The organism is uncultured Clostridium sp. (assembly GCF_900547735.1).
Classification (GTDB): domain Bacteria; phylum Bacillota; class Clostridia; order Lachnospirales; family Lachnospiraceae; genus Otoolea.
On record NZ_URHZ01000013.1, the window covers coordinates 1 to 25,838 of the forward strand.

At 49.2% G+C, this 25,838-nt stretch carries 21 protein-coding genes; 16 read left to right on the forward strand and 5 right to left on the reverse strand.

Annotation, left to right across the window (positions count from 1 at the left end):
* Nucleotides 1-480: 480 nt before the first annotated feature.
* The 13 genes from QZT18_RS05950 to QZT18_RS06010 all read left to right on the forward strand — a co-directional run bounded on the left by QZT18_RS05950 (nucleotide 481) and on the right by QZT18_RS06010 (nucleotide 15,243).
* Entirely contained in the window at nucleotides 481-906 is a 426-nt protein-coding gene (locus QZT18_RS05950) for a PTS sugar transporter subunit IIA (protein ID WP_294145542.1), read from the forward strand.
* Nucleotides 896-1,387 carry a PTS sugar transporter subunit IIB gene (locus QZT18_RS05955; RefSeq protein WP_294145544.1) on the forward strand — a complete coding sequence of 164 codons (492 nt, stop codon included), beginning with the start codon at nucleotides 896-898 and terminating at the stop codon, nucleotides 1,385-1,387. The genes QZT18_RS05950 and QZT18_RS05955 overlap by 11 nt, the downstream gene beginning before the upstream one ends.
* A gap of 12 nt (nucleotides 1,388-1,399) precedes the next feature.
* Entirely contained in the window at nucleotides 1,400-2,143 is a 744-nt protein-coding gene (locus QZT18_RS05960; RefSeq protein ID WP_294145549.1) for a PTS sugar transporter subunit IIC, read from the forward strand.
* Nucleotide 2,144: 1 nt separating this feature from the next.
* Nucleotides 2,145-2,996: a PTS system mannose/fructose/sorbose family transporter subunit IID gene (locus tag QZT18_RS05965; protein WP_294145553.1), complete on the forward strand. Its 852-nt coding sequence runs from the start codon at nucleotides 2,145-2,147 to the stop codon at nucleotides 2,994-2,996.
* Between the two features lie 21 nt (nucleotides 2,997-3,017).
* On the forward strand, nucleotides 3,018-3,896 hold the full coding sequence (locus QZT18_RS05970) for a class II fructose-bisphosphate aldolase (protein WP_294145556.1): 879 nt from the start codon (nucleotides 3,018-3,020) through the stop codon (nucleotides 3,894-3,896).
* A gap of 51 nt (nucleotides 3,897-3,947) precedes the next feature.
* Complete coding sequence (locus QZT18_RS05975; protein ID WP_294145558.1) at nucleotides 3,948-4,988, forward strand: zinc-binding dehydrogenase; 1,041 nt, start codon at nucleotides 3,948-3,950, stop codon at nucleotides 4,986-4,988.
* Nucleotides 4,970-6,223, forward strand: coding sequence for a hypothetical protein (locus tag QZT18_RS05980; RefSeq protein WP_294145561.1), 1,254 nt, complete (start codon nucleotides 4,970-4,972; stop codon nucleotides 6,221-6,223). The genes QZT18_RS05975 and QZT18_RS05980 overlap by 19 nt, the downstream gene beginning before the upstream one ends.
* Entirely contained in the window at nucleotides 6,204-6,461 is a 258-nt protein-coding gene (locus QZT18_RS05985; RefSeq protein ID WP_294145563.1) for an HPr family phosphocarrier protein, read from the forward strand. The genes QZT18_RS05980 and QZT18_RS05985 overlap by 20 nt, the downstream gene beginning before the upstream one ends.
* A 13-nt stretch (nucleotides 6,462-6,474) precedes the next feature.
* Nucleotides 6,475-8,109, forward strand: coding sequence for a phosphoenolpyruvate--protein phosphotransferase (gene ptsP, locus QZT18_RS05990; RefSeq protein ID WP_294145566.1), 1,635 nt, complete (start codon nucleotides 6,475-6,477; stop codon nucleotides 8,107-8,109).
* A 114-nt stretch (nucleotides 8,110-8,223) separates the two neighbouring features.
* Nucleotides 8,224-9,216 carry a 3'-5' exonuclease gene (locus QZT18_RS05995; RefSeq protein ID WP_294145568.1) on the forward strand — a complete coding sequence of 331 codons (993 nt, stop codon included), beginning with the start codon at nucleotides 8,224-8,226 and terminating at the stop codon, nucleotides 9,214-9,216.
* A gap of 145 nt (nucleotides 9,217-9,361) precedes the next feature.
* Entirely contained in the window at nucleotides 9,362-10,354 is a 993-nt protein-coding gene (locus QZT18_RS06000) for a LacI family DNA-binding transcriptional regulator (RefSeq protein ID WP_294145570.1), read from the forward strand.
* A gap of 337 nt (nucleotides 10,355-10,691) precedes the next feature.
* Complete coding sequence (locus tag QZT18_RS06005; protein ID WP_294145573.1) at nucleotides 10,692-12,761, forward strand: sucrose-specific PTS transporter subunit IIBC; 2,070 nt, start codon at nucleotides 10,692-10,694, stop codon at nucleotides 12,759-12,761.
* Between the two features lies 1 nt (nucleotide 12,762).
* The gene (locus tag QZT18_RS06010; protein WP_294145576.1) at nucleotides 12,763-15,243 is read left to right on the forward strand and encodes a sucrose-6-phosphate hydrolase; all 2,481 of its coding nucleotides are present in this window, start codon (nucleotides 12,763-12,765) and stop codon (nucleotides 15,241-15,243) included.
* A gap of 114 nt (nucleotides 15,244-15,357) precedes the next feature.
* Here QZT18_RS06010 and QZT18_RS06015 read toward each other — a convergent pair whose 3' ends face one another.
* The 3 genes from QZT18_RS06015 to QZT18_RS06025 all read right to left on the reverse strand — a co-directional run bounded on the left by QZT18_RS06015 (nucleotide 15,358) and on the right by QZT18_RS06025 (nucleotide 19,763).
* Complete coding sequence (locus QZT18_RS06015; protein WP_294145578.1) at nucleotides 15,358-16,425, reverse strand: TAXI family TRAP transporter solute-binding subunit; 1,068 nt, start codon at nucleotides 16,423-16,425, stop codon at nucleotides 15,358-15,360.
* Between the two features lie 111 nt (nucleotides 16,426-16,536).
* Entirely contained in the window at nucleotides 16,537-18,516 is a 1,980-nt protein-coding gene (locus QZT18_RS06020; RefSeq protein ID WP_294145671.1) for a TRAP transporter permease, read from the reverse strand.
* A 419-nt stretch (nucleotides 18,517-18,935) separates the two neighbouring features.
* Nucleotides 18,936-19,763, reverse strand: a complete 828-nt coding sequence (locus tag QZT18_RS06025) for a MurR/RpiR family transcriptional regulator (protein ID WP_294145580.1) — start codon at nucleotides 19,761-19,763, stop codon at nucleotides 18,936-18,938.
* Nucleotides 19,764-20,045: 282 nt separating this feature from the next.
* On the opposite strand from QZT18_RS06025, the gene QZT18_RS06030 reads away from it, so the two are divergent.
* The 3 genes from QZT18_RS06030 to QZT18_RS06040 are packed head-to-tail and all read left to right on the forward strand — an operon-like array spanning nucleotide 20,046 to nucleotide 23,067.
* On the forward strand, nucleotides 20,046-21,419 hold the full coding sequence (locus QZT18_RS06030) for a sodium/glutamate symporter (RefSeq protein ID WP_294145582.1): 1,374 nt from the start codon (nucleotides 20,046-20,048) through the stop codon (nucleotides 21,417-21,419).
* Between the two features lie 58 nt (nucleotides 21,420-21,477).
* Nucleotides 21,478-22,383: a glutamate formimidoyltransferase gene (gene ftcD / locus QZT18_RS06035; protein WP_294145584.1), complete on the forward strand. Its 906-nt coding sequence runs from the start codon at nucleotides 21,478-21,480 to the stop codon at nucleotides 22,381-22,383.
* A 48-nt stretch (nucleotides 22,384-22,431) separates the two neighbouring features.
* Complete coding sequence (locus tag QZT18_RS06040; protein WP_294145586.1) at nucleotides 22,432-23,067, forward strand: cyclodeaminase/cyclohydrolase family protein; 636 nt, start codon at nucleotides 22,432-22,434, stop codon at nucleotides 23,065-23,067.
* A 93-nt stretch (nucleotides 23,068-23,160) separates the two neighbouring features.
* Here the strand turns inward: QZT18_RS06040 and QZT18_RS06045 are convergent, their stop codons facing one another.
* Nucleotides 23,161-24,750 carry a D-alanyl-D-alanine carboxypeptidase family protein gene (locus tag QZT18_RS06045; protein WP_294145588.1) on the reverse strand — a complete coding sequence of 530 codons (1,590 nt, stop codon included), beginning with the start codon at nucleotides 24,748-24,750 and terminating at the stop codon, nucleotides 23,161-23,163.
* Nucleotides 24,751-24,977: 227 nt separating this feature from the next.
* Nucleotides 24,978-25,706 (reverse strand): TIGR01906 family membrane protein, encoded by a 729-nt coding sequence (locus QZT18_RS06050; protein WP_366925805.1) that lies wholly within the window; start codon nucleotides 25,704-25,706, stop codon nucleotides 24,978-24,980.
* Nucleotides 25,707-25,838 lie beyond the last annotated feature (132 nt).

The following is a 25,838-nucleotide window of genomic DNA, read 5'->3' on the forward strand; positions in this document are numbered from 1 at the left end:
ATCCAACCTCCCACTCCCCCGTCCGCCGTCTTACAGAGGCGTCCTCGCATCTCAATTAAATCCTTATTAGATCTTGTTACGTTTATGTATACCAGAAGAGAAATATAATGTCAATAGAGTGTGAGGACACACTATTGAAGGAAAATAATGGAATATTGAACAAAGTATCAGAAATGACGGCGAACAATAAAAAAAGTGCAAATTTTATCAGGAACAGTACACACTGAAACATTTCACCGAGAAATTTAAAAATCTTAAAGTGTACATGGAAATAAAAAAACGGCACACAAATCTGCAAATCAGACACTCTAAAATAAAATCAAAATGTAAAATCGTAAAAAAGCACTGTAAGACAACACACTTGACGGAGAGTTAAAAATCTGACAATTTTTGACTTATGTTTCTTCTGTTGTTACAATAATGCCATCGATGATTGGAACGTTCTAAAGAGATTAATAAAAACGGGAAAGGATGGCTGAAGTGGGAGAGAGAAAAAGTAAATTGTTCGTCTGTACGCATGGACGGTTTGGTGAAGAACTGATTCGGACGGCAGAAATGATTGTCGGGGAGATTAAGGACGTAACGCCGTTTTCGCTGCTTCCGGAGACTTCACCGGAAGAACTGAAAGAGGCAGTGAGGACCGAACTTGAGAAGGGCAGGAATGAAAGTTTTCTGTGCCTGGTTGATTTGCTTGGGGGGACGCCTTTTAATGTTATGGCTGAATTCCGCAAGGAATATGATATCACGATTGTGACGGGATTAAACCTTCCAATGTTTTTGGAAGCATACGGCGAATTTAGCGGCCGGCCGGTGTGGGAAACGGCGGAATGTGCCGGAGAAGCTTTGAAAGACAGCGGACGTGTGATAAAAAGCATAAAAGCGGAGGAGGAAGACAATGGGTGTTGAATTAATCCGGGTTGATTTCAGAATGATTCATGGTCAGGTAATGGTTAAGTGGTTAAAACAGACCGGCGCGAAAAAAATTGTTGGAGTAAATGATGGAGTGGCAACCGATCCTTTTCTGGGGGATATTTATAAAATGTCGGCGCCGGTAGGCGTGGACATCGATATTATGACACGGGATCAGGCAGCAGATTATTTTAGCGGTGAAATCGGGGAAAAGGTGCTTGTACTGTTTAAATGTGTGGAGGATGCGGAGTACTGTTTCAAGAGGGGATTTCCGATGAGATCATTGCAGATAGGCGGGCTTGGGGCAGGACCGGGCCGGATTAATGTATACGGACCGATTACCCTGGATGCAAAAGACGCCGCCATGCTGAAGGGAATGAGTGACGCGGGAGTGGACGTGGTATTTCAGCAGGTGCCGGATGAATCCAGCACATCACTGGAAAAAATATTGAAGAAGTTTGATTTTGGTTTGAGATAGGAGGAGGAGAGTATGAATTTAATAATGGCCTTAACTGCCGGATTATGCTACTTTATAGGCTCGTGCCGGGTTGGTTCCGGCACATACCATTCACTTGGTTCGGGCTGTTTTATCGGATTAATCTGTGGTCTGGTATTTGGTGATGTTCCCAAAGGACTTCTGATTGGAGCAAGTATCAATCTTGTTTATCTGGGAGTCGTCGCACCGGGAGGAAATATCCCGACGGATGAGATTCTGGCAAGCAGCATTGCAATTCCTCTGGCGCTCCAGGGCAATCTAGAGCCGGAAATGGCTGTTACACTGGCAATGCCGTTTGGAATGCTTGGAGTGTTCCTGGAACAGATCCGGAAAACCACGAATATTTATTGGGTACATAAAGCGGACCGCTATGCGGAAGAGGGCAACGACAGGGGAATCTATATGTGCGGAACCTGGTATCCTTTGGCACTGGCGTTTGTACTGCGGTTTGTTCCTGTTTTTACACTTCAGTTTTTCGGAGCGGATGTTATCTACCGTCTGTTGGAAATTCTGCCGACGTGGCTCACCAGTGGTTTAAACGTGGCGGGAGGCATGCTGCCGGCAATCGGCTTTGCGATTATTTTAAAATGCATTGGCAACAAGCTGCTTCTTCCCTACTTTTTTATTGGATTTTTTGCTGTTAAATATCTGGGGATTAATACAATGGCAGCATCGATATTCGGAGGATGCCTGGCCCTCATTATCTATTTTAACTCTATGAAAAAGGAGGCGGCATAGGATGGAAAATATTTTAGAAAATGGAAAGAAACCTGAGATAACCAGACTCAGCAACAAAGAACTGTTCCGCACCTATATGAGGCTCTATATCACGAATGAGATGAGCAACTCTTATGAGAGGCTGCAGTCCTTAAACTTCTGCGTGACGGTGGCGCCGCATCTGAAAAAATGGTATGCGGATAATAAAGAAGAATATGTAAGCGCCCTTCAGAGGCACCTGCAGTTTTATAATACGGAGTCCACAATCGGTTCCATCATCTGCGGCGTGGTGCTTTCCATGGAAGAGCGCAAGGCCCAGGGAGAGGACATTCCGGAAGAAGCAATTACCGGAATTAAAACCGGTCTGATGGGGCCGATGGCCGGAGTAGGTGACTCCCTGATCCGTTCAACACTCAAATCCACTATCCTGGCGTTAGCCTGTTCCTTTGCCCTTGCAGGGAATGCCCTGGGAGGCGTCCTGCCGCTGCTGTATCCGGTTATTATGATTATTGTGGGATATTACATGCTGAAAATCGGATATGAGGTAGGCCGAGAAGCAATTATGAACATCATGAAGACCGGAAAATTTGCCGCCATCATCCAGGCGACGGGAATTATGGGAATGTTCATGATGGGAGCTCTGTCCTCATCCTATGTGAAGCTGTCTACACCGCTTCAGTTTCAGATGGAGAATGCCGCCAATCCGATTATCGTCCAGCAGATTCTGGATGGAATTATACCGGGCCTCCTGCCCCTCGGACTGGTGTTTCTGGTCTACGGTTACCTGTCGAAAGGCGGTCAGAAATACAGCAACATAGTATGGCTCATTCTTGCAGCCGCTTTAATTGGAAGTATTATCGGACTATTCGGTTAAATGATAAGGAGGATTTGATTCATGATTATACCAATGCACATACTTTTGGAGGATGCAAAGAAAAACGGATATGCGGTTGCAGCCCCCAATGTATTTAACAGAGAAACAATCGAAGCCGCATTTATGGCAGGAAAGGAACTTAAATCGCCTGTTATCCTGGATGTTCATCCGGTGCACGGAATTTATGAATGTGCGGAAATCGCGAGATTCTATGAAAAGAGATATCCGGAAGTGGCGGCAGCGCTGAATCTGGACCACGGCAGTGAGTACGAGGTGGTGGTTAATGCAATTCATGCCGGATTCTCCTCCGTTATGATTGACCGTTCTACCTGCCCTTACAGGCAGAATGTGGACGAGGTGAAGGAGATTGCCAAAATTGCCCATGCAGTGGGGATTTCCGTAGAGGCTGAACTGGGACATGTCGGTCAGGGCAATGAATATGAGGAAACCAGGGATTCGGGCCTTACGAGGCTGGAAGAAGCGCTTCCCTTTATAGAAGAGACGGACGCGGACTGTCTGGCCGTTGCGGTAGGAACTTCCCATGGCGTTTATAAAGGCGAACCGAAGATTGACTTTGAACTCCTTAAAGTGCTGGCGGAACAAATTCCGGTTCCCCTGGTACTCCATGGCGGTTCCGGTACAGGAGATGACAATCTCCAAAAATCAATCCGGCACGGAATATCGAAAATTAATTTAAACACAGATTTAAATGAGGGCGGAATTGCCGCTATTAAGGAGGCGTGTGACAAGGACTTTACAAGAATTGTCAAAGGGAAAACCGATGATGAGATGAAAACGGCCCGCATGAATCTTCAGATGGTGTTTGCGGAAGGTGCAAAAGGGTGGAAGGAAAAACTGGAATATTACATGAAGCTGTTCGGCAGTGTGAACCGCATCTAATTGCCGGGAACTGTGAAAAAAGCGGTTTCGCAAAACAGGGAGGAGAACGTTATGGATTTTACTAAAACAGCCGTCCTCCGGGGAAAAGAGCAGGTTACCCTGGAACAGAGGAGGCTGCCGGAACTGGATGAAAATTCCGTTCTGGTAAAAATACATGCATGCAATATCTGTACGTCGGAATACGGCGTATATAACGGCAGCCGGACATCGCGTCCGATGCCTCTGGTCTTCGGCCATGAGTGGTCGGGGGAGGTCCTTAAGGCAGGCGCCCATGTTATGGGATTTAAAGAAGGCGATATGGTTGCCTGCGGCTACGAGTTTGATCCTTACAGCCCGGAGTCTTTGGAGGGAAGAACCGGTGAATGCCGCCATATTAAAACGGCAAATGATTTAAATGACGACGGGTATTACGGGAACGCCGGATGCGCGGAATATGCGGTTAAATCACAGGTGGGCCTCTATAAAATCGATCAATCGGTGGATCCGGCTGTCGGCGGGCTGTTAGAACCTGTTGCTTCCGTCGTATATGGACTCAGAAAGCTCCACGTTGAAAAAAACGAGACAATCGCGGTAATCGGCGCGGGGACGATGGGAATTATTAATGCCGTTACAGCCAGAGAATATGGATGCCGTGTCATTATCAGCGAGCTTCTCGACAAAAAGCTGGAGACGGCCAGGGCATACGGGTTTGAAGTAATCGATGCAAAAGAGACGGATCCGGTTAAAGAGGTTATGCGCCTGACGGACAACCGAGGAGCGGATGCCGTTGTGGTTGCAGTGGGCGCGCAGGCTGCTACGGATCAGGCGTTTGAAATGCTGAAACCGAAAAGAGGACGGGTACTGCTGTTTGCCGCAGCGTATCCCAGCCCGAAAATAAGCCTCGATGTAAATACAATCCACTACAGGAAAATCGATATTATCGGAACATTCGGCGCGGATCACTGTGACTTTACGGAGGCGGCGAGACTGATTAATAAGGGCGTGGATTACAGCCGGGTAATCGAGTGCTGTTATAAATTGGATCAGATAGACGAGGCCTTTCAAGCGGCCTGTGCAATGGGAGCATACCGTGTATGTGTGAAAATGGATTAGATGCACCGGCCGGTAAGAAGATACTGGTTGCAGGAGCCGGAAACATAGGTCTCGGCGTGGTGGGCCGGCTGTTTGGCGAGGCCGGCTGGCGTGTTTCATTTTACCGAAAAAATCAGGGCAGGCTGAGAAAACTCCGGGACATGGGATATTATGTGGTGACACAGAAAGACCCATCAAGGGAATCGTATACATATATTTATGGTTTTGAATGCGTGTTTGAGAATTGCCTTGCGGAAATGATAGTGGAGACGGACGTTGTGGCCTGCTGTGTTTATGAAGATGCTTTTCCGGATATCTGCAGTAAAATCGGCGAGGCGCTTAAACTAAAAGCCGGTTCCGGACGTAACAATAAGCTGGATATTCTTCTGTGTGTCAACCAGTTGAACGCCGCCCGGCAGTTTCACCGGTATATTGCTCAGGAGGTGGAGGGAAATCCGGGAGCGGAGCGGCTGCTTGATACGGCAACGGGAATCAGCCGTGTGCTGGTTCTCTCAGCCGCCATGCCGGACGGGGGTGCCGGAAAGAGGCTGCCATGTGAAGTAATATGCGTCTCCGGGGACGGCAGTCTTGAAATTGAGAGAGACACCTTTCTGGGGGCGCAGAGTTCCATGAAGGGAATCACCTTTACAGACGGTGTCGGAGACAAACTGGTGCGAAAAGTCTATCTTGGAAATATGAGGCATACAATGGCCGCCTGCATGGGAGCATTGAAAGGATATCAAACGATTGATGAATGCCATCAGGATCCCGAAATCAGGGGGAGCATTATCGCTGCATTTAAGGAAGCGGAGAAAGGCTATTTTAAGGAATACGGCATAGAAAAATCAGAACAGGAGGAGTATTGGAACTGGAAAAAGCGGCTGGATGAGAAGCTGGATATCAGGACCGGAGATCAAATCAGAAGGATTGTGTCAAACCCTGCCAAAAAACTCGGCAGGGAGGAACGTTTTACGGGCCCGGCACTCCTCTGTGTGAAACATGGCATAACGCCGGAATACCTGGCATTGGGAATCGCATCCTGCTTGATGCTCACCGAAGACTATGGCAGCGAACGCCGGATAATACAGAGCTGTATTGGTGAACTTGGAATTGAAAGGGCGGTGAGGGAATTCTGCGGCCTCCGCCAATCCGAAAGAGAAGAGGCGTATTTGACGGAAGAAATTGTAAGACAGTATAAAAAATTAGAAGATAAGACCCGGAAGGAGGAACGGCAGAATGAGGCAGTTCAGCTATAAGGTAAATGACAAACTTGGAATTCATGCCCGTCCGGCCAATGCCCTGGCAAAAATGGCAAAAAAATATGAATGCCGCATTGAACTGAAAAAGGGAAATGAGGGCGTTGATATGAAAAAAATGATGGCAATGATGAAACTGAATATTCACTGCGGTGAGGCGGTACAGGTGGTATTGGAAGGAGCCGATGAAGATATGGCCTATTCGGAAGTCAGTGAATATTTCCAAAATAACATTTAGTGAGTGATTGCATATGGAAATAAGGACCGGAAAAGCAGTAGTAAATAAAAGTGCAATAGGAAGAGTCTGGCTGTACAGGAAAAACAGGCCTGATATTAAAAAACGGAGCGTCGATGATATTGCACTGGAATTGGCGCGGTTTGAGAAGGCACAAAAAAAGGCTGCAGATTATCTGAACAGCCTGTATGAAAAGGCGTTAAAAGAAATTGGAGAGGAAGAGGCCGCTATTTTCGAGGCCCACCTCATGATGATGGAAGATGATGATTTTGCCGGAGAGATAAAGAACTTAATCACTGCCGAATGTGTAAATGCGGAATATGCGGTATCTCATGTTTCCTGTCTGCTGCAGCGCGAATTTGAAGATATGGAAGGGGATTATATGAGGGCAAGAGCCCTTGATATACGCGACATATCGGAGCGCCTTATATCGGCGTTAGGTGACGGAGAGTGGGAAATAGACTTTCCGGAAGAGCAGAGAATTGTAATTTCGGAAGATCTTGCCCCCAGTGAAACACTTCGGATGGATAAGAATAAAATCCTGGGCTTTATTATAAAAAATGGTTCTCTGAATTCCCATACGGCAATACTCGCAAGGACGATGGGAGTCCCGGCCCTGATGGGAGTGGAAATCTCAGAGGAATGGGATGGATGTCTTGCGGCCATCGACGGTGAGAAAGGACTTGTCTGCATTGATCCGGAGCCGGAACAGGTGGCCGCAATACGGCGGCAGATCAGCCGTGAAGAGGAAGAAGAAATCCTTCTGAAAGATTACAAGGGAAAAGAAACCGTCACACAGGATGGAAAAAAGATAAAGTTGTATACCAACATTGCCGGAGAAGAAGACATGGATTCAGCCTGCAAAAGTGATGCAGAGGGAATTGGACTTTTACGCAGCGAGTTCCTCTATTTACAAAACAGTGATTATCCGACGGAGGAGGAACAGTTTCTTACCTATAAAAATGTATTGGAGAGGATGGAGAATCAGGACGTAATTATCCGGACAATGGACATAGGGGCCGATAAAAAGATTTCTTATTTCGGACTGCCGGAGGAAGAAAATCCGGCGCTGGGCTTCCGGGGCATACGAATCTGCCTGGAGCGCAGAGAGATTTTTAAAACGCAGATGAGGGCGCTGCTGCGGGCGGGTCTGTATGGCTCACTTTCTGTAATGTATCCGATGATTACCTCTGTGCGGGAAGTCCGTGAAATCAGGGAGATAGTGGAGGAGGCGGAAAAAGAGCTTTCACAGAAGAATCTGAGGTACGGCAAAATAAAGCACGGGATTATGATAGAAACACCGGCCGCCGTGATGATAAGCGATGAACTGGCCCGGGAAGTTGATTTTTTCAGCATCGGAACAAATGATTTGACACAGTATACGCTTGCCATCGATCGGCAGAACGACAAACTCGACCGATTTTATGATCCGTATCATCCTGCGGTCTTTCGGATGATAAAGCTTGTGTGTGAAAATGCACACAAAAACGGCATCTGGGCGGGAATCTGCGGAGAGCTGGCCGCCGATCCCGGGGCGACGGAGCAATTGATAGCCGCGGGAATTGATGAGCTCTCGGTTGCGCCGTCGTCGGTTCTGGCGATTAGAAAAAAGATCGCATCCGTTTCTTCGGCGGTGAGAGACGGCTTTTAATCAAGGACAGAGGAGGAAATTTCAACCACCTAATAATACTCGACTTATGTTTCATAATGTGGTAAAGTTATATAGTGCGACTTGATACCGAATGAATGATTGGAATGTTTAGTTATGGGACAGTATATTGTATTAGACTTGGAATGGAATCAGAGTCCTCTTGGGAAAGACGGCTCGATGGACCGGCTGCCGTTTGAGATTATAGAGATAGGCGCGGTCAAGCTGAATACGAGCCTGCAGATCATATCGGAATTTCACCGCCTGATCCGCCCCAGGGTATATCGGCAGATGCACTTTAAGATATCCGAAGTAACCCATATGTCCATGGAAGAACTAAACATGGAGGGCGAAGAATTCGGAAAAGCCATGGAAGAATTTCTGGCCTGGTGCGGAGATGATTACAAATTCTGTACATGGGGTACCATGGATCTGACGGAGCTTCAGAGAAATATGGTGTACCACGGGCTGGACATACCTTTTAAGATGCCGCTGCTTTATTATGACCTTCAGAAGATCTACGGTCTTATCAAGGGGGACAAACGCAAGGATTCCCTGGACACGGTTGTGGAGGAGCTGGGTATTGCGGAGGACAGGCCGTTTCACAGGGCGCTGGACGATGCGTACTATACGGGCCGTATTATGGCTGAGATGGATTTCTACAGCATGGTGGAATACGTTTCCGTGGATTATTACAGACTGCCGGAGACGGAAGAGGAAGAGATTTATCTGGAATTTCCCGGATACGCAAAGTTTGTATCCAGGACTTACGATACAAAAGAGAAGGTGTTGGAAGAGCGAAGGATAACGGATATGGTCTGTTATAAATGCCACCGCACCCTCAGGAAAAAAATAAGGTGGTTTTCTTCAAACCAGAAGTTCTATTTCTGCCTTTCATATTGTCCGGAACATGGCTATATGAAGGGGAAAATCCGCATGAAGAAGTCGGAGGACGGCAGCGTCTATGCAGTAAAGACGACAAAGCTGACCGGCGAGGAGGGCGCAGCCCTGATCATGAAGAAGAAGGAAGAGGCGAAGAAGAAACGCACGGAGAGAAATAAAGCCAAACGTGCGTGTAAACACGATTCGGAAGATGAATGGCAGCAGTGATGCCGGTTTAGATGAATAAGAGAAATAGGTTGGCGGTAATATATCGGGACGATATATTACCGCCTTTTTCATATTCCCCTTGCCATGCCCGTCAACACCGGATAAAATAAAATCAGACGATAAAGTGCGTGAAAGGGCAGAGGAAATGACAAGAAAGATTACGATGGCGGACATCGCCGAGATGGCGGGCGTGACAAAAAGCACGGTATCCCGTTATTTTAACGGCGGTTATGTCAAGCAGGAGACCAGGGAGCGGATCCAGGAAATAATTAAAGAATATAATTATGAGCCCAATACGTTTGCCAGATTGAACGCCAGGGAAAGCAATGTGATCGGCGTGGTCGTTCCCACGCTGAATTCCAAGGTGACGAGCCGTGTTATCACAAGCATCGACCGTTATCTGAGGAACCAGGGATACGAGACGTTAATTAAGAACTCGGATCACGACAGTGAGCTGGAGCTTAAGAATATTCAGCGGCTGATCAGCCTGAATGTGGACGGAATCCTGTTCAGTGCAATTACCCTTACGAAAGCACACAGGGAGCTGATTGCAAACTGCGGGATTCCTGTTGTAGTCCTCGCGCAGGAATGGGAAGAGGGAATTGCCGTCGTAGACGACGACTACAGCGCAGGCCGCCGGATGGGGGAATACATCGGGAAAAATCATCCGCAGCGGGTGGCTTATATTGGCGTCGGTGAATCGGATGCGGCCGTGGGGATACAGCGGAAGAGAGGGGTTCTCGACGGACTTAAGTCCTGCGGCGTGCCCGAAGCGCTGGTCGTAACGGGAGATTACAGCTATGAGAGCGGCCAGGCGTCAATGAAAGAAATTTTGAATTCAGGTCCTGTGGATGCGGTTATCTGCGCAACGGACCGGCTGGCTTACGGCGCATACCGTATACTGCAGCAGGCGGGACTGCGGATCCCTGAGGACGTGTCGGTGGCCGGATTTGGCGGCTATGATGAGAGCGAGCTTTTGAGTCCGGAACTGACGACCCTTAAGTTTGATTCCTACGCAATGGGATATCTGGGTGCGGAGACGCTTTTAAAAATTATAAAAAGGGAACCGGTTCCAAAGAAACAGGTTGTAGGATATGAATTTATCTGTGGAAACAGCGTGAGAGTGGATGGAACATAAGGGGCCGCGGCAGGAGGACAGACTGGCAAAGATGTTTCGGACGAGTCTCCTTCCCCGGACGGGGGACGCCGGCAGGGAAATCAGCATCGGAAAAAGTCCGGCTCCGTGTGCAGTCGGAGGGTAAAAAAGTATTCTGAGGAGAAAAATCCTTAGAATACTTTTTTGATTGGCTGCTTTAGCGACTAAAATTGTATAAACTGCACAAAAATAAGAGAGAAAATTCTACACCTCAATGTGGAATCGGTTCCACAAACTGTATTGACTTTCGAACGGGGATGATCTAATATTTAAATATGGAACCGATACCACAAATAGTTGCAGAGAAGGGGTTATAGTTATGAATTATGAGAAGATTGCCAGTGAAGTAATCCGTTATGTAGGCGGAAAGGGGAATATCAAATCGGTGGCTCATTGTGCGACCAGGCTGCGTTTTCAACTGAGGAATAATGAACTGAGGGATGAGGAGGCCCTGGGCGGTGTCGAGGGTGTCAAAGGTGTTTTTCTGACTCAGTCACAGTTCCAGATTATATTCGGCTCGGGAACCGTTAATCTGGTGTGCCAGGAAGTCCAGAAACAGTTAGGAACCGCGAACGAGACCGGGGATGAAGCGGACGGGAAGACGGAGAAAAAAGGGAATCCGCTCCAGCGTTTTGTAAAGATGTTAAGCGATATTTTTGTTCCGATTATTCCCGCCATTGTGGCCGGCGGTCTTTTGATGGGACTTAACAACCTGCTGACCTCCGGGCTGTTCCACGGACAGTCGGTGATTGAGATGTATCCTCAGTGGCAGGGACTGGCAACGGCGATTAATACATTTGCCAGCGCACCGTTTACCTTTCTGCCCGTCCTGATAGGATTCAGCGCGACGAAGAAATTCGGCGGCAATCCGTTTCTGGGAGCGGCCATGGGCATGATCATGGTTCATCCGGATTTGATGAACGCCTATCAGATAGGAGTGGGAACCGCACCGGTCTGGAATATGTTCGGACTGGACATTGCGGCTATCGGCTATCAGGGAACCGTCCTTCCGGTACTGGCGGTATCATGGATTCTAGCCAATCTGGAAAAACGGCTGCACAGAGTTACACCGTCCTGGCTGGATAACCTGACGACACCGCTGCTGTCTATTCTCGTTACATCATTTTTAACTTTTATCTTTGTGGGGCCGCTGCTCCGCGAGGCCGGAAACCTTCTGGCAGCAGGCATCACATGGCTTTACAATACACTGGGACCGGTCGGCGGCGCTTTGTTCGGGCTTGCCTATGCGCCAATCACATTGACCGGTATGCATCACAGCTTTATCGCGATTGAGACGCAGTTGATTGCCGACAGTGTCCATACGGGCGGAAGTTTTATTTTCTCGACCGCAAGTATGAACAATGTGGCTCAGGGCGCCGCCGTACTGGCTGTCCTGATGCTGACAAAGAACGAAAGAATGAAATCCATCTGTTCCGCGTCCGGTATATCCGCACTTTTGGGAATTACGGAACCGGCCATGTTCGGTGTGACTCTTAAACTGAAATATCCATTTTACGCGGCAATAGCCGGATCGGCAGTGGGCAGCGCCTATCTGGCCTGGACGAAGACACTGGCACAGGCTCTGGGGGCCGCCGGTCTTCCGGGATTCATTTCCATGAAACCGGATCACTATCTGAATTTTGCAATAGGACTGATTTTATCCATGGGCGTTTCCTTCCTGCTGACGGTGTTTTTCTGGAAAAAATATGGCCTGGGGCAGGCAGAGGCCGCCGGGGAGAATGGAGGACAGAAGAAAGCTCTGAATGAGTCGGATGTGGTAGATGGCATGGCTGGAGAAGAAGCAAAGGAAGAGGACGCAAAGGAAGAAGATGCAAAGGAAGAGGATGCAAAGGAAGAAGATGCGGAGGAAGAAGCCGCCGAAAGGGAATCGTTAAAAGATAGGCAGGCAGAAGAGAGAACGGAAAAAGTCCTGGAACTTTATGCGCCTGTAAAGGGAGCGGTACTACCGGTAACGGGTTCCGACGATCCGATGTTTGCATCAAAAGCGCTGGGAGACGGCGTTGCGGTCAATCCGGCCGAAGGCACGGTCTATGCTCCGTGTGACGGAACTATCAGCCTGCTGTTTCCGACAAAGCATGCGGTCGGCATCACTTCAGAAGCAGGAATTGACGTGCTGATTCACGTGGGAATTGATACGGTACAGATGAAAGGAGAAGGTTTTGAGGCGTTTACCGAACAGGGAGCAAAGGTTAAAAGGGGCGACCGCCTGTTATCATTTGACCTCGCGCTGCTGAGAGAAAAGGGCGTCAATCCGCAGACCATGATGATTCTGCCTGAGGCGGGCGGCGTAGAACTGGAGATAATGGAATTTGATATGGCGGCGCCGGAAGACCGGATTGCTGTAATCAGTAAAAAGTCAGAGGTTTAAAATGGAAAAATATCAGAAAGTATATAGGTCAGACTACGAGCAGTGGTACAGAGACAACAGGAATTACAGGGAAAAGGTAAAAAATGCTCCGGGGCGGCTTAAATACCACCTGATGCCGGAAACGGGCTGGCTGAATGACCCGAACGGCCTCTGTGAGAAGGATGGTACTTATCATATTTATTATCAGTATACGCCGTTCGAACCGACGGGGGAGATAAAGCTCTGGGGACATTACACCACAAAAGATTTTATCCGCTATGAGGACAGAGGGCCGTTTTTGTTTCCCGATAACGACTTTGACGCCCATGGCGTATACTCCGGTTCCGCCTTTGTTGAGAACGGGGTGATCCATTACTTTTATACGGGCAATATCAAACTGTTCGACCGGGATGATTACGATTATATCACGGCCGGCCGAGGCAGTAATACGCTCCATTTCACCAGCAGGGACGGTGATGAGGCGGGGCCTAAGGAGCTCATTTTTACAAATCGGGATTATCCGCAGGATGTAAGCTGCCATGTGAGAGATCCCAAGGTATTTAAGAAAAATGGCGCTTATTATATGGTTCTCGGAGCCAGGGACCGGGAGAACCGCGGGCTCGTTTTACTGTATCGATCGGATGACCTGAAAAACTGGAAATATGATAACCGGATTACGACAAAAGAGCCGTTCGGATATATGTGGGAGTGCCCGGATTTGTTTGAATTGGACGGACAGTTATGTATGATTAACTGTCCCCAGGGAGTCGGTCCCCGGGGAATCGACTATCGGAATGTGCATCAGTGTACGGTTATGCCACTGAACTGGGATTTTGAGCGTAACACCTGCGGAATCGAGGAAGAAAAGATTCGGATGGTGGACCGGGGGTTCGATTTTTACGCACCTCAGACCTTCTGTGACGAAAAAGGGCGCAGGATTCTGATTGGATGGATGGGAATTCCGGATGCCGAATATGGAAATCCGACGGTGGAGGACGGGTGGCAGCACGCCCTGACTCTCCCGAGGGAGCTTCATATGAAGGATGGGAAATTGATCCAGACGCCGGTTGAGGAGCTGAACATGCTATGCGGTGAGGAGCACTGTTATGAGAGCAAGGAGAAGCTGAACGAAGCGGATGAAGATCAGCTGGTATTTGAGGCGGAGATTTGCTTCCATTTCTGCGAGGATGGTTCCTGCGATGATAATTCCTGTGATGATACGGCGATACAACTGAGAAAAGGAACAAAACTCACCTACAGCCGCACGGACGGATTGTTGACACTTTCTCTGAAAGAGGGCGGATATGGCCGTACGGAAAGAAGCGTGAAGATAAAGGCGCTTGATAATTTGCGGATTTATTCCGACACGACTTCCCTGGAGATATTTGTCAATGACGGAGAAGAGGTATTCACGACAAGAGTATATGGGAAAAGGGGCGGTTTTCGGATAGATGGCGGATGCAGTGCAAAGGTCAGGTTGTACCGGCTGAATCCTTTTATAATCGACAGAGAGCCGGGACGGCCGGAGACGGAGGAACAGAAAGGACTCTGCGCCATAGGAGAAGCGCTGATCGATTTTATTCCCGAGCGCAGAGGACAGCGGTTAAAAGATGTGGCGGCCTTCAAACGGGCGGCCGGAGGGGCGCCGGCCAATGTGGCTGGGGCGGTCAGCCGTCTGGGACTTCCGGCCAGACTCCTGACAAAGACAGGAAACGACGCTTTTGGAGACTACCTGATTGAAAGTTTTGCTGCGGCCGGGATAGACACAAGATTTATAAAGAGAGACAGTACCAAAGAGACACCTCTGGCATTCGTCTCCCTGGCGGAAGACGGGAACCGTGATTTCCAGTTTTACCGCAAAAACAGCGCAGATCTGTTTTATTCCCCGGAAGATGTGACGCCGGCGGTTCTGGATGGCTGCGGAATTCTGCATTTTGGCAGTGTGGATCTGGTGGAGTCACCAATGAAGGAGGCTCACAGAAAGCTGATCCGCATGGCGGATGAAAATGGGATCCTGATTTCATTTGATCCGAACCTGCGCCCGTCACTCTGGAATGATGATGTGAAATTAAAAGAAACCGTACTCGAATTTTTGCCGAAGGCGGATATTGTCAAGATTTCGGAAGAAGAACTGGAATTTATTACGGGCAGGACGAAAATTGAAGAGGCGCTGCCGGAACTGCTGCAGGGGAAGACCCGGTGCGTCCTCTATACACGAGGTAAAGACGGCGCCGCCGCTTACACTGAGAAATGGTCTGTCTCACGTCCCGGACTCAGGGTTGAGGCAAGAGATACGACCGGAGCCGGTGACTCCTTTACCGGGGCATTTCTCTCACGGCTGCTGTGGTACGGCATTACCGATCTGGCGGAAATGTCCGCCGGACAAATGGAAGACTTTCTGGACTTTGCCAATGCCTATGCAGCCCGTACAACGACGGCAGAGGGAGGGCTAACGGCAATGGCGCCGAAACCGGAGTTTGACGAGTGGATGAGACGGAAATAAATTATTGGAATTAAAAAATGGCATGAAGAGAGGAGGGGATCTCCCCGGCCGGTTTATGGCCTGAGAGATACCCTCCTCTTTTGAATATTGATTGCATTTTATTTTCTTGTAATTCTATTTCAGCACGCCAATCTCTTTGTAATATTTTGCAGCGCCGTCATGAAGCGGAAGGTCTGCAATATCCGTGATGGCATCTTCTGCCTTTAAACCGGTCATGGAACTGTTGCTTTCAGCCAGCTTGTCTACGTTCTCCCAGAAGGTTTTTGTCAAATCGTAAACCGTATCCTCGTCCAAATCGGCTGTTGTGAACATAACCATCTTGATGGCTGTGGTCTGGATATCGGAATCCTGGCCGGAGTAGGTGCCTGCCGGGATAGTGAATTTAGCATACCAGGGGTACTGCTCCTGAAGCGCTGCAATCACATCATCGCCGATATTTAACACTTTTGCATCAGCGGTGGAGGTAGCTTCTGTTACGGCTGAGTTGCCGAGAGCCGCCATGATCCAGGCGCCGTCAAGCTGTTTATTTCTCATCATGTCTACAGCTTCGGTGAAGCCGATATTCTCGATTTTGATATCGTCCGGGTAGGTGAGTCCGGCTGCGGTGAAATGGTTTCTGGATTCTCCCTCAGTGGAGCTTCCCACTGCGCCGCTGGCGAAATGTTTGCCTTTTACATCGGTCAGGCTGTTAATGCCGGAGGCTCCGGTCACGACTACCTGGTTTGGATTGTAGTAGAGGCCTGCGATTACGCGGAAGTTTTCGTTCTTGCGGCCGTCAAATGTTCCGGTTCCTGTGTAGGATTCATAGCAGTTGCTGCTGATGGCAATACTCACCTGAGCCTCTCCATCGGCCAGCAGATTCAAGTTCTCAACACCGCCGCCGGATGCCTGGGAGCTTGCTTTCACATAATCAAGTTCCGTGCTCCAGAGGTTGGTGATTGCCGCTCCCAGAGGATAAAGGGCGCCTGTGGTAGCTGCCGTTGGAAAGTTAATCGTTACGGTATCCTTTTTGTCATCTGCCGCTTTTTCTTCTCCCGCTGCTGCGCTCTCGCCGGATTTTGCTTCTTCCGTCTTTGCGGGTTCTTCCTTACTGCTGTTGGAAGAGCTGCAGCCGGTCAGCATGGCTGCGCCCATGGCAAAGCATAAACCCATGGCTAATACTTTTTTCATTGATTTTTTCATCTCGTTGTCCCTCTCTTTTTTGACATATTTTCTTGCATGATATATTAATTTGTTTATTAATATCTGAATTAAGCTGTACATCGGACGGGCCGCTTGCGGCCCGCCCGAAAACTAACAGGCTGTCGCGTCCGGATCCATTTTTTGTTTTTTCACTGCCGAATATTGGAACAGGAGCACGGCTGCGAACAGTGCGACTCCCACCACATCGGTAATCATTCCGACGTCGATGCCGCAGAATGCAACGATGAGAAGAATGGCGCGTTCCGGCAGGCTGCAGACTTTCAGGAGCATTCCCTGGAGCGCTGCGGCCAGTGCAATGACGCCGATGGTTGCCGTAGCCGCCGCCACGGCCGTAGCTATAAATGAGGCGTCCGTCACGCCGATCAGCAGGATCGGATTGCCCAGGAAGAAGAACGGAAGGATAAATCCGGTCAGTCCCAGTTTCACCGCAATCAGCGAAGTCTTTGTCTGATTGGAGTCGGCAATGCCCGCCGCCACATAGGAGCTCATGGCTACCGGCGGTGTGATATTGGACAGGCAGGCGTAAATCAGGCAGAACATGTGAGCGGCCACCGGATTTGCACCAATCTCGATCAGAACCGGAATTGCCACTGCCACTACGATAACGTAAGCCGCTACTCCGGGTACGCCCATACCCAGGATAATGCTCATAATCATAACCATAAAACCACCCAGATAGAGCTGGTTTTCACCCACCACGCGCAGAATCAGATATCCGATGGTCAGACCCAGTCCCGTCAGGGAAACGGTTCCGATAATCACGCCGATGACGACGCAGGACACGCCCACGCTGACCGCGCCTTTCGAACCTTCCACTGTGGCATCTATGATATCCCGAAAACTCATTCTGGTGTCTTTTCTGAGCCAGGAGGCCAGTACCGTGGAAAAGGTGGCAAATACCGCTGCATAGAGCGGCGTATATCCTGTAACGATCATACCAATTAAGACAACCAGCGGGATTACCAGATGGCCCTGCTTTTTAATTACCTCCATGGCGTTCGGAATATTTTCCGGGGCCAGGCCCTTGAGTCCCAGTTTCCTGGCCTCAAAATGGACGGAGAAGAGCAGGGATAAATAGTAAAGGAATGCGGGAATGCATGCCGCAATCATAACCTTGCTGTAACTGATGCTTAAAAATTCAGCCATAACGAATCCGACCGCGCCCATAATCGGCGGGGCGAACTGTCCGCCGGTGGATGCCACGGCCTCGACTGCGGCGGCGAACTCTTTCTTGTAACCGGTCTTTTTCATCAGAGGAATTGTGATCGTTCCGGTGGTTGCCACATTGGCAATGGCGCTTCCGTTGATCATGCCCAACAGGGCGCTGGCCAGAACCGCTACCTTGGCAGGTCCGCCCGGGCTCCTTCCCACCAGAGTCAGCGCGAGGTCGTTGATAAACTGGCTGAATCCGCTGTATTTCAAAAATGCCCCAAACAGCACAAAGAGGAAGATATAGGTAGCGCTGACACCGATACCGACGCCGAAGATTCCCTGGCTGCCCCAGACCATATGACTGAGAACGCGCTTTAAAGAGAATCCCGTATGGCCCAAGTCTCCCGGGATATAGGCTCCGAAAAAGTTATAGGCCAGGAATATAAGTCCCAGCACCGCCAGGCTGGGGCAGGCCCTTCTGGCAGCTTCAAATACCATCAGAAGTCCGATGGCGGCGATCCAGATATCCTGTTTTGAGAGATATCCGCCGCTCTGTGCGATCTTTGTGTAATGAAGCAGCATGTAACCGAATGCAAAGGCCGTCAGTCCGATCAGGACAAAATCCCAGATGGGAGGCAGCACACGCTTCTTTTTCTCTTTTTTATAAGTTGGGTACAGTAAAAATGTAAATACCAGCAGGAACATGCAGTGCCACATCCTGAGATTCATGGCGTTCATTACGCCGATCGTGTTGACATAGAGCTGAAAAACTGCCCAGCCCGTCAGCAGAACCACCAGAAGGCCGCCGAATATTCCGTCATAGGAGCGGGTTCTCGCTTCCGCTTCCTTCTCCTCCAAAAGTTTCTGGGCTCTTTCTTCCACAGTCTCAGAAACCTCTGATTTTCCTTTCTTTTCCATCACTCTTTCATCCTCCTGTATTTCTTTCAACCCGATACAACGGGTGACTTGCCGCGTTAAATCGTTAAACCGACACTATTATATCAGAGAAATGGGAAATAGTCAAAGAAATAACGAGGAATTGGCTGAGGAATGAGAACGCCGCCGGGACGGCTTGGGAAGGAATGGTTAGGGGAGGACTATGAGTCTTCAGTCCCGGTTTGCAGGTTGTTGCGGGTGGGGAATCCGGGCAGAAAAAGTCCCTGCGGGAAACGCTCGAGCACTTTGGAGTACATAGTGGTTCTAACCTCGAAAAGCCCTTGGTAAGTGCCGATGAACTCCCAGGTTCCCTACGGAATCGTTTTAGTTTTTTAGAATTACGACAGTGGCGTGACAGAAACAGGAAATACGCATTATGCCGTATTAACGAAGCGGTCTCCTTAAATATATGTGTGAAATGAATCCCCGAGCTTTTCCATTTCCTCCATCCGTTCCAGTGCCCGATCCGGGTTGCTTTTTGCGACGGAGGTAGTCAGGTACATGGCGATGGACATTGCCTCTGCGACCGGGTAGCTGCTTGAACTGGTGACCGAGAGAACGTATTCGGAGGATAGGGCGATTGGGGAAGTGTAACTGTCCGTGATGGCAATCACAATGCATCCCTTATCATAAAAATAATTAGCCGTTTCGCAGGTAATCCTTGTATAGCGTGCAAATCCGATTGCTATCAGGCAGTCGTCGGAGGTGGCGTCCGCAAAGGCGCTGAAATCCCCCTGTGGCAGCAAAACAATGTTGTCCTGCAGATTATTTAGAATCGAGCCCAGATACACCGCGACGGAAAACGAGGAGCGGGCTCCGATAATGTAGACGCGGCGGGCTTTTGAAATGGCCTCGACTGCGGAGTGAAAATGCGCTTCGAAGGTTTCGTTGTACATCTGTTTCAGGGAAGATACATTTCCGTCTATCATGGATTTTAAGGAGCTTTCAACCGGAGCTTCCACTGCGCGCTTAATCCGTTCCCATGGCGCTAAATCCTGCTGTACGTCCTTCCGGGCGCAGGCAATAAATTCCGAAAAATTGGCAAAAGAGAGCATGCGGACAAAACGCGTTATACTGGGACCGCTGACTCCGGATTGCCGGGCAATCTCGTTGATGGACATAAATGGAATCGTCCGGATATTTGCTTTTACAAAGTCTGAAAGTATTTTGTTTGTTTTTGAAAATGTGGAATAGTTCTGTTCGATCAACTGGATAATATTTTTTTCCAAAGGTGTTTCCTCCTCATAGTAAGAGCGGTCGCGGAATATTACCCTCTGAACCACTGGCAATAAATTCAATATAACAAACTCTATTGTGAAAATCAACATTAAAACAGGTCTTTACGGGGCAGCAGCAAATTTGCTTTAGTTAATTCTCACAAAAGTATAGGGGGGAATTTGACAGAATAGCCAAATGTGAAATTTAAATTTCAAATTATTGATTTTTATTTTCATAAAGAGTATGATGAAGTTGCTGCAGCCAATAAAAACAGGAGGGAGGAATAAATAATAATGATCCCATTAACTGAAATATCCGGTTCGTCACTGGATGCTCTGTTTGTCTATATGGCACTGCTGGGCATTCTGTTGTTAGTTGCATCCTGGCTCAGGCTGAAGGTTCCGCTGTTTAAAAAGTATTATATACCGGCATCCCTGATCGCAGGCGTAATCGGCCTGATTCTTGGGCCTTATTTTCTCAAAGTGATACCAAAAGAAATCATGTCCGCCTGGTCCGGTATGTCCAGCCGTCTGATAGTCCTCATCTATGCACCCATGCTGATGGGGAAGAGGCAGAAAAGCGGCGGTAAAATGATAAAGCGGGCGAGTGAGTCTCTGGTTTTTTCCTACTTTGTGTTTTTTACGCAATACGGCATTCCACTTGTTTTAACTGCACTGGTTCTGGTTCCTCTGTTCGGCGTGGATCCTTTGTTCGGCACTATTGTAGAACAGGGCTGGTCGGGCGGGCATGGTACGGCCGGAGGCATGGCTGCCGTGTTCCAGGAACTGGGCTGGAAAGACGGCGTCAGTTTATCGGTCACTTCTGCTACTGTGGGTCTGGTATTTGGTGTCCTTGGAGGCATTGTGCTGATTAACATCGGCGCCCGCAGAGGATGGACCTCATTTCTTAACAGCTCTGTCGGCCTGGAAAACAAGAATGAGGAAGTCTATACCGACAGTTCCGGACGTGAGGCTGATACACACCGTGTAATTCATCCGTCAGTCATCGATAATCTGGCATTTCATATGGCTCTGCTCTCCGTTGCCATTTTCTTCGGCTGGGTGATAAACAGGGCGTTAAAAATCTGGTTTAATTTTACAATGGCCTGGTTTACCGCGGCCATGCTCGCCGGTCTGCTTATCCAGTTGATACTCAACCGCACCAAGTGGGCGGATATTGTGGACCGTCCCTCTATGAGCCGGATTCAGGGCGTATCCCTGGAATTTCTGGTGGCCGGGGCCGTGGCCTCTGTCAATGTATCCGTGATTGTAGAATATGCCACCCCGTTAATTATCGAACAGGTACTTGCGGCCGTTGCTCTGGTATGGTGCTGTACCTGGGTTGCAAGCCATGTTTTTGGAGAAGACTGGTTTGAACATTCGATTATGCTGTTTGGCGCATTTGCAGGCGTTACGGCAACCGGCCTGCTCCTGGTGAAGACGTGTGATCCGAAAATGGAGTCAGGAGCCGCTGAGGTATTTGCAGCCCGTTCACCTTTGCTGGCATGGGCAACCGGCGGCGGAATTCTGACAGCCATGACACCGGTTTGGGTGGTCAGATACGGAGCGCTTAGGGTCGGTCTGGTTTACTGCGCCGCCATGGTGATTGCCTTTGCAATGCAGTTTGTGCTGAAATTCTGGCACTCACCGCAAAAATCCAGGGGTTGATGAATTCCGGCATTGACACAGTTCGGCCGATTATTTTAAGCTAAAAAAGGAGACAGAAATGGAGCGTATTGTTTTAATGGCCCCAAACTTCAGCGAGGGCCGTGATCAGGAAATAATTAAACAAATCTTAACCTGCTTTAGTAACAGAGAAAATATGCGGATTGTCCGGTGGCAGGGTGATCCCGATCACAACCGTCTGGGAATCAATGTGATTGGCGAACCCGATGCTCTCTGCGATGCAATGCTTGAGGCCATTGGCACCGCCCTTAAACTGATTGACATGAGATGCCATAAAGGACAGCACCCGCGTATGGGGGCGGTGGATGTCATTCCGCTGACTCCGCTGCGGGGGTGTACGTTAGAGGATTGTAATGAGATGGCCCACAGGATAGGAAAATGTGCCGCCGCCAGATATAATCTTCCGATCTTTTTGTATGAGGCCTCCGCCAGCTCTCCGGACAGAGTGAGTCTGGCCGAAATCCGCAAAGGAGAATTTGAGGGGATGCAGGAAAAGCTTCAAAATCCGTTATGGAAACCCGACTATGGCCCTGCTGTCATTCATACGACCGGCGGAGTTACGGCGATCGGCGCCAGGGATTTTATGATCGCACTAAACATTAATCTGAACACTGCGGATTTATCGGTTGCAAAAGATATCGCAAAACGCGTCCGTTACAGCAGCGGCGGATTCCGCAATGTAAAAGCGATTGGGGTGGAACTGGAAAAACGCCGCCAGGTACAGGTATCCATGGATCTTACCGATTATAAAAAGACTTCCGTCTATACGGTAGTGGAGTGTGTCAGGGCACAGGCCGCCAGGTATGGAGTAAACATTACCGGCTGTCAGGTGGGGATGCTCACCCTTGAAATGCTGGTAGAGATCGCCAGGGATTACCTGAATCTGGAGGCCTTGGATCAGGGGCCTTTTACATCGGAACAGATATTTGAGACATACCTGCTGTAAGATGCCCAGAGTCTTTAGGGAAGATTTACCGGGAAAAGGAGGGGCGAAATGGATTTCAAGGATATGACGGTAGGTGATTTTGCAGGAGGGATTGGTGCCGAGACACCGCTAGCCGGGGGAGGAAGTGTATCTGCCCTGGCCGGGGCATACGGTGCGGCACTGATAATGATGGTTTCCAGAAAAACCGTTCATAATAAAAAGTATGCCGGTGAGGCGGAGCGGTTTATGGAAATAATCCGGCAGGCCGCTCCCTTATGTGAAGAGCTCCTGGACGATATCCAGGGAGACATCAGTTCGTTTGGCAAATATAAGAAGGCGTTGGCGCTTCCCAAGGGGACGGAAGACGAAAGGGAAAAACGGAACGACGCACTGCAGGAAGGATTAAAAGCCGCCGCCCAGGCGCCATTAAATGCTGCCGCCCGTGCCGCTGATTTGCTGCCGCTTTGCCGTGAGACAGTTGAGAAGGGAAATAAAAATGCTGTTTCTGATGCACTGGTCGGGATTTTAATGCTCCGGGCCGCAATTTTAGGGGCTGTCTACAACATCAGAATCAATGTTCAGTCAATTACGGATGATGCGTACCGGGGGGAAATGCTCCGAAAGGCAGATGAACTGCAGAAAAAGGCATTGGAGAGCGAGGCGGAGATTTTAGGGATGGTACCGGAACTTACAAGGTGTCTTTGAAGTATCGGAGGACTTAAAAAGCTTTCACTATTCCGCCAGTCAAAAACAGGCCGTCCATATGCATATGGATGGCCTGTTTTTACAGTAACATATCTATCGTCCTTTACGTCCCTTTTTCCTAGTGCTGTCATGCTCCCGGCCGGGTGAAAACGTTCTCTTTTCCTGCATCATCAGGTCAAATTCAGCCTCTGAGATGCCGGTCTCTTTCAGTCTTTCGGCCCTGCGTCTGCGCCGTTCCAGCAGTGCGGCTTCTTCCTGCGCCCTGCGCCGTTTGAGGGTGAAGACGGCAAAGGTTCCGGTGCCGCCGATGATGATAATTGCGGCCAGTATCTTCCAGAACAGGGAAGGAATCTTTAATGATATTCTGAACTTGCTGCCGCCGGAGCCGTCCGGTGACGACTCGGGTTCGGCCGCCTTGCCCAGGGGAGAACTGGCGGAGATGCTCTCCGCTATGCCTTCGCTTCCCGAGTGAGCCGCGTCCGGATCCTCTGCGGCGGGGGCCAGAGCGGAGGGCTGTACCTCAATCAGCGCCTGGGGCAGCTTTATTCCGGCCTCCGATACGGCGTCTTTCAGCGTTAAATAAGCCTGTCCAACGGTCCTGTCGCCGAGCAGGTAATTCACGCAGGCGATCGAGCCGTCCGGCGCGCCGGCGGGTAAAACATAGTCCAGAGATACGGTAGTCTCGGAAAAGTCGGCGGTCATGGGCAGGATAATCCGGCTGTCGGGATCAATGGTCAGAACCTGTTTTTCCGATGTCGGTAATCCGGATATCTTTAAATCGTCCCCTATCGTGGAGAAGGTCTTGTCGTAATCTGCAATTTTGACGGATTTAAAATTGGCAAAACCGAAATTCAGCAGTGCCTTTGTATCGCTATACTGAGTTGCCGAGCTGTGCAGGATAACGGTGATAAACTTCGTATCCCCCTGCTGTGCCCCGATGACAAGCGTATTAAGCGCGATGGAGGTATAACCTGTCTTGCCTCCGATGACATCGGCGCGGTACTGGTCCGGCCAATTTTTCTTGACCATCTTATTACCTGGGGAAATTCCCTGGCCCTCCGGGTTCTTCTTGTTGGGAGGCAGTTCATAATAGGTCGTTGCCACAATCCTGGAAAATTCCGCATTTTCAAAGGCAGCTTTTGTAATCAGCGCCATATCGTAAGCGCTGACATAGTGAGCTTCATCATTCAGGCCGCTGGGATTGGAAAAATGGGAATCCTGGCATCCGAGCTGTTCGGCCTTCTCGTTCATCAGCTTTGCAAACTCTTCGGTCGTGCCTGAGATATGCTCGGCCAGGGCGTTGGCGGACTCATTGGCAGACTTCAGAAGAAGCGCGTACAGGCAGTCCTTAACACTGGCCGTGTCCCCGGTGTCATAACCGGCGCTGCTGCTGTTGGACTCCACATTATACACCGCATTCTGTGAAAAGGTCACCGTCTCGTCCAGGGAACAGCGTTCCAGCACAATCAGGGCGGTCAGTACTTTGGTGATACTGGCCGGTGCATAGGTGTCGTGAATATTCTTACCATATAATACGGCTCCGGAGTGGGCGTCCATAATAATACCCGCATCGGATTCAATCGAGACATTATCCGGCCAATCTGCGGAAGCCAGGGCGGTTGATGGAAAAAGCCCTGTCAGCAGAAGCAGGCATAATAACATGCTTATAATTTTTCGTTTCATTCTATAATCAAATCCTGTTCTTGTTTTTATTGATGGGCAATGAAAAGTCCGAGAAGCGTTCTTTTCGCTGCTTACGGGTTTCTAAGGCTCACACGCATATATTAATAATTGTAATAAAAACGTAATTACTATTTAACAGTATATAGGATTCCCATTTTCATGTAAAGAAAAATTGTCCGCATGTGGAAAAGTCTGTAAATTCAGGTAACTGTTTGTGCAGAAAGTATTCAGTGATTTGTCCGCCCGGTCTTCGGGGTGCGGCGGATGAGCCAGACGCATACGGCAAACAGCAGAGCCGTCACCAGGGCGAACAGAATACCGATTCTGGCGGCCGTATCCACAAAAAATGGCTCCGGCACGATGTTTATCAACAAATCCGTGGCAGGATCGAGGATCCATAAGTCGTTATTGAAAAAGATTTCGTGGAAAACTATAAAATATTTTGTGAAATTTGTGGATATCACTCCGGCCAGTATGGCGGTCAGGGCAAAAAACAGCGCGGTTCCGGTACAAAGCATCCGCGGCATCAGACGCCTGATATCGGCCCTGGTCCAAAACAGCACGCCGACACAGATGAGAATCACAAGTGCACAGATCCTCCGCAGGGCGATGGCCGCCAGAAAGAGATTCCGTACATCGACCATATGGGCAATTTCCCTTTCATTAAAAAATTCGCGCTCCACGCCGCCTACGACTGTCGGTACATGAAGATTGTCACGGTCTCCGCGCAGGAATGCCATCATTTCGTGGGTGACGTCGAGCAGATCATCCATCTCCATATTGACATCTGCGGTGACGTTGTACTTGGTATATTCTTTTTCATAATACCCCGGGGTCCAGTAAGCGACAGCTTCCACCGAGGTGATTAGAAAAATAATCATCAGACAGAAGGCGCACAGGATACCGAGAAAATTCTGGAAATATTTCATGATTGTATATTGCAGGAGACCGCTCATTACGAGGGGACCTGCAGCTCCTTTCTCATTATCTCAAAGACTCATCAGGATGTATCATCAGATTGTAATAAAATCAGCGATCGACACTCAAGGGTAAATCCTCCCGTAATTCTCCTCGTAACTATGAAGGTG

Bases quoted from the DNA above. Each gene is read 5' to 3' on its own strand.
- QZT18_RS05995 (WP_294145568.1), top strand. From the start codon at position 8,224: ATGGGACAGTATATTGTATTAGACTTGGAATGGAATCAGAGTCCTCTT.
- QZT18_RS06045 (WP_294145588.1), bottom strand. From the start codon at position 24,750: ATGAAACGAAAAATTATAAGCATGTTATTATGCCTGCTTCTGCTGACA.
- QZT18_RS05980 (WP_294145561.1), top strand. From the start codon at position 4,970: ATGTGTGAAAATGGATTAGATGCACCGGCCGGTAAGAAGATACTGGTT.
- QZT18_RS06020 (WP_294145671.1), bottom strand. From the start codon at position 18,516: ATGGAAAAGAAAGGAAAATCAGAGGTTTCTGAGACTGTGGAAGAAAGA.
- ptsP (WP_294145566.1), top strand. From the start codon at position 6,475: ATGGAAATAAGGACCGGAAAAGCAGTAGTAAATAAAAGTGCAATAGGA.
- QZT18_RS06005 (WP_294145573.1), top strand. From the start codon at position 10,692: ATGAATTATGAGAAGATTGCCAGTGAAGTAATCCGTTATGTAGGCGGA.
- QZT18_RS06010 (WP_294145576.1), top strand. From the start codon at position 12,763: ATGGAAAAATATCAGAAAGTATATAGGTCAGACTACGAGCAGTGGTAC.
- QZT18_RS05955 (WP_294145544.1), top strand. From the start codon at position 896: ATGGGTGTTGAATTAATCCGGGTTGATTTCAGAATGATTCATGGTCAG.
- QZT18_RS06040 (WP_294145586.1), top strand. From the start codon at position 22,432: ATGGATTTCAAGGATATGACGGTAGGTGATTTTGCAGGAGGGATTGGT.
- QZT18_RS05970 (WP_294145556.1), top strand. From the start codon at position 3,018: ATGATTATACCAATGCACATACTTTTGGAGGATGCAAAGAAAAACGGA.
- QZT18_RS05985 (WP_294145563.1), top strand. From the start codon at position 6,204: ATGAGGCAGTTCAGCTATAAGGTAAATGACAAACTTGGAATTCATGCC.
- ftcD (WP_294145584.1), top strand. From the start codon at position 21,478: ATGGAGCGTATTGTTTTAATGGCCCCAAACTTCAGCGAGGGCCGTGAT.
- QZT18_RS06000 (WP_294145570.1), top strand. From the start codon at position 9,362: ATGACAAGAAAGATTACGATGGCGGACATCGCCGAGATGGCGGGCGTG.
- QZT18_RS06050 (WP_366925805.1), bottom strand. From the start codon at position 25,706: ATGAGCGGTCTCCTGCAATATACAATCATGAAATATTTCCAGAATTTT.
- QZT18_RS05960 (WP_294145549.1), top strand. From the start codon at position 1,400: ATGAATTTAATAATGGCCTTAACTGCCGGATTATGCTACTTTATAGGC.
- QZT18_RS06030 (WP_294145582.1), top strand. From the start codon at position 20,046: ATGATCCCATTAACTGAAATATCCGGTTCGTCACTGGATGCTCTGTTT.
- QZT18_RS05975 (WP_294145558.1), top strand. From the start codon at position 3,948: ATGGATTTTACTAAAACAGCCGTCCTCCGGGGAAAAGAGCAGGTTACC.
- QZT18_RS06015 (WP_294145578.1), bottom strand. From the start codon at position 16,425: ATGAAAAAATCAATGAAAAAAGTATTAGCCATGGGTTTATGCTTTGCC.
- QZT18_RS05965 (WP_294145553.1), top strand. From the start codon at position 2,145: ATGGAAAATATTTTAGAAAATGGAAAGAAACCTGAGATAACCAGACTC.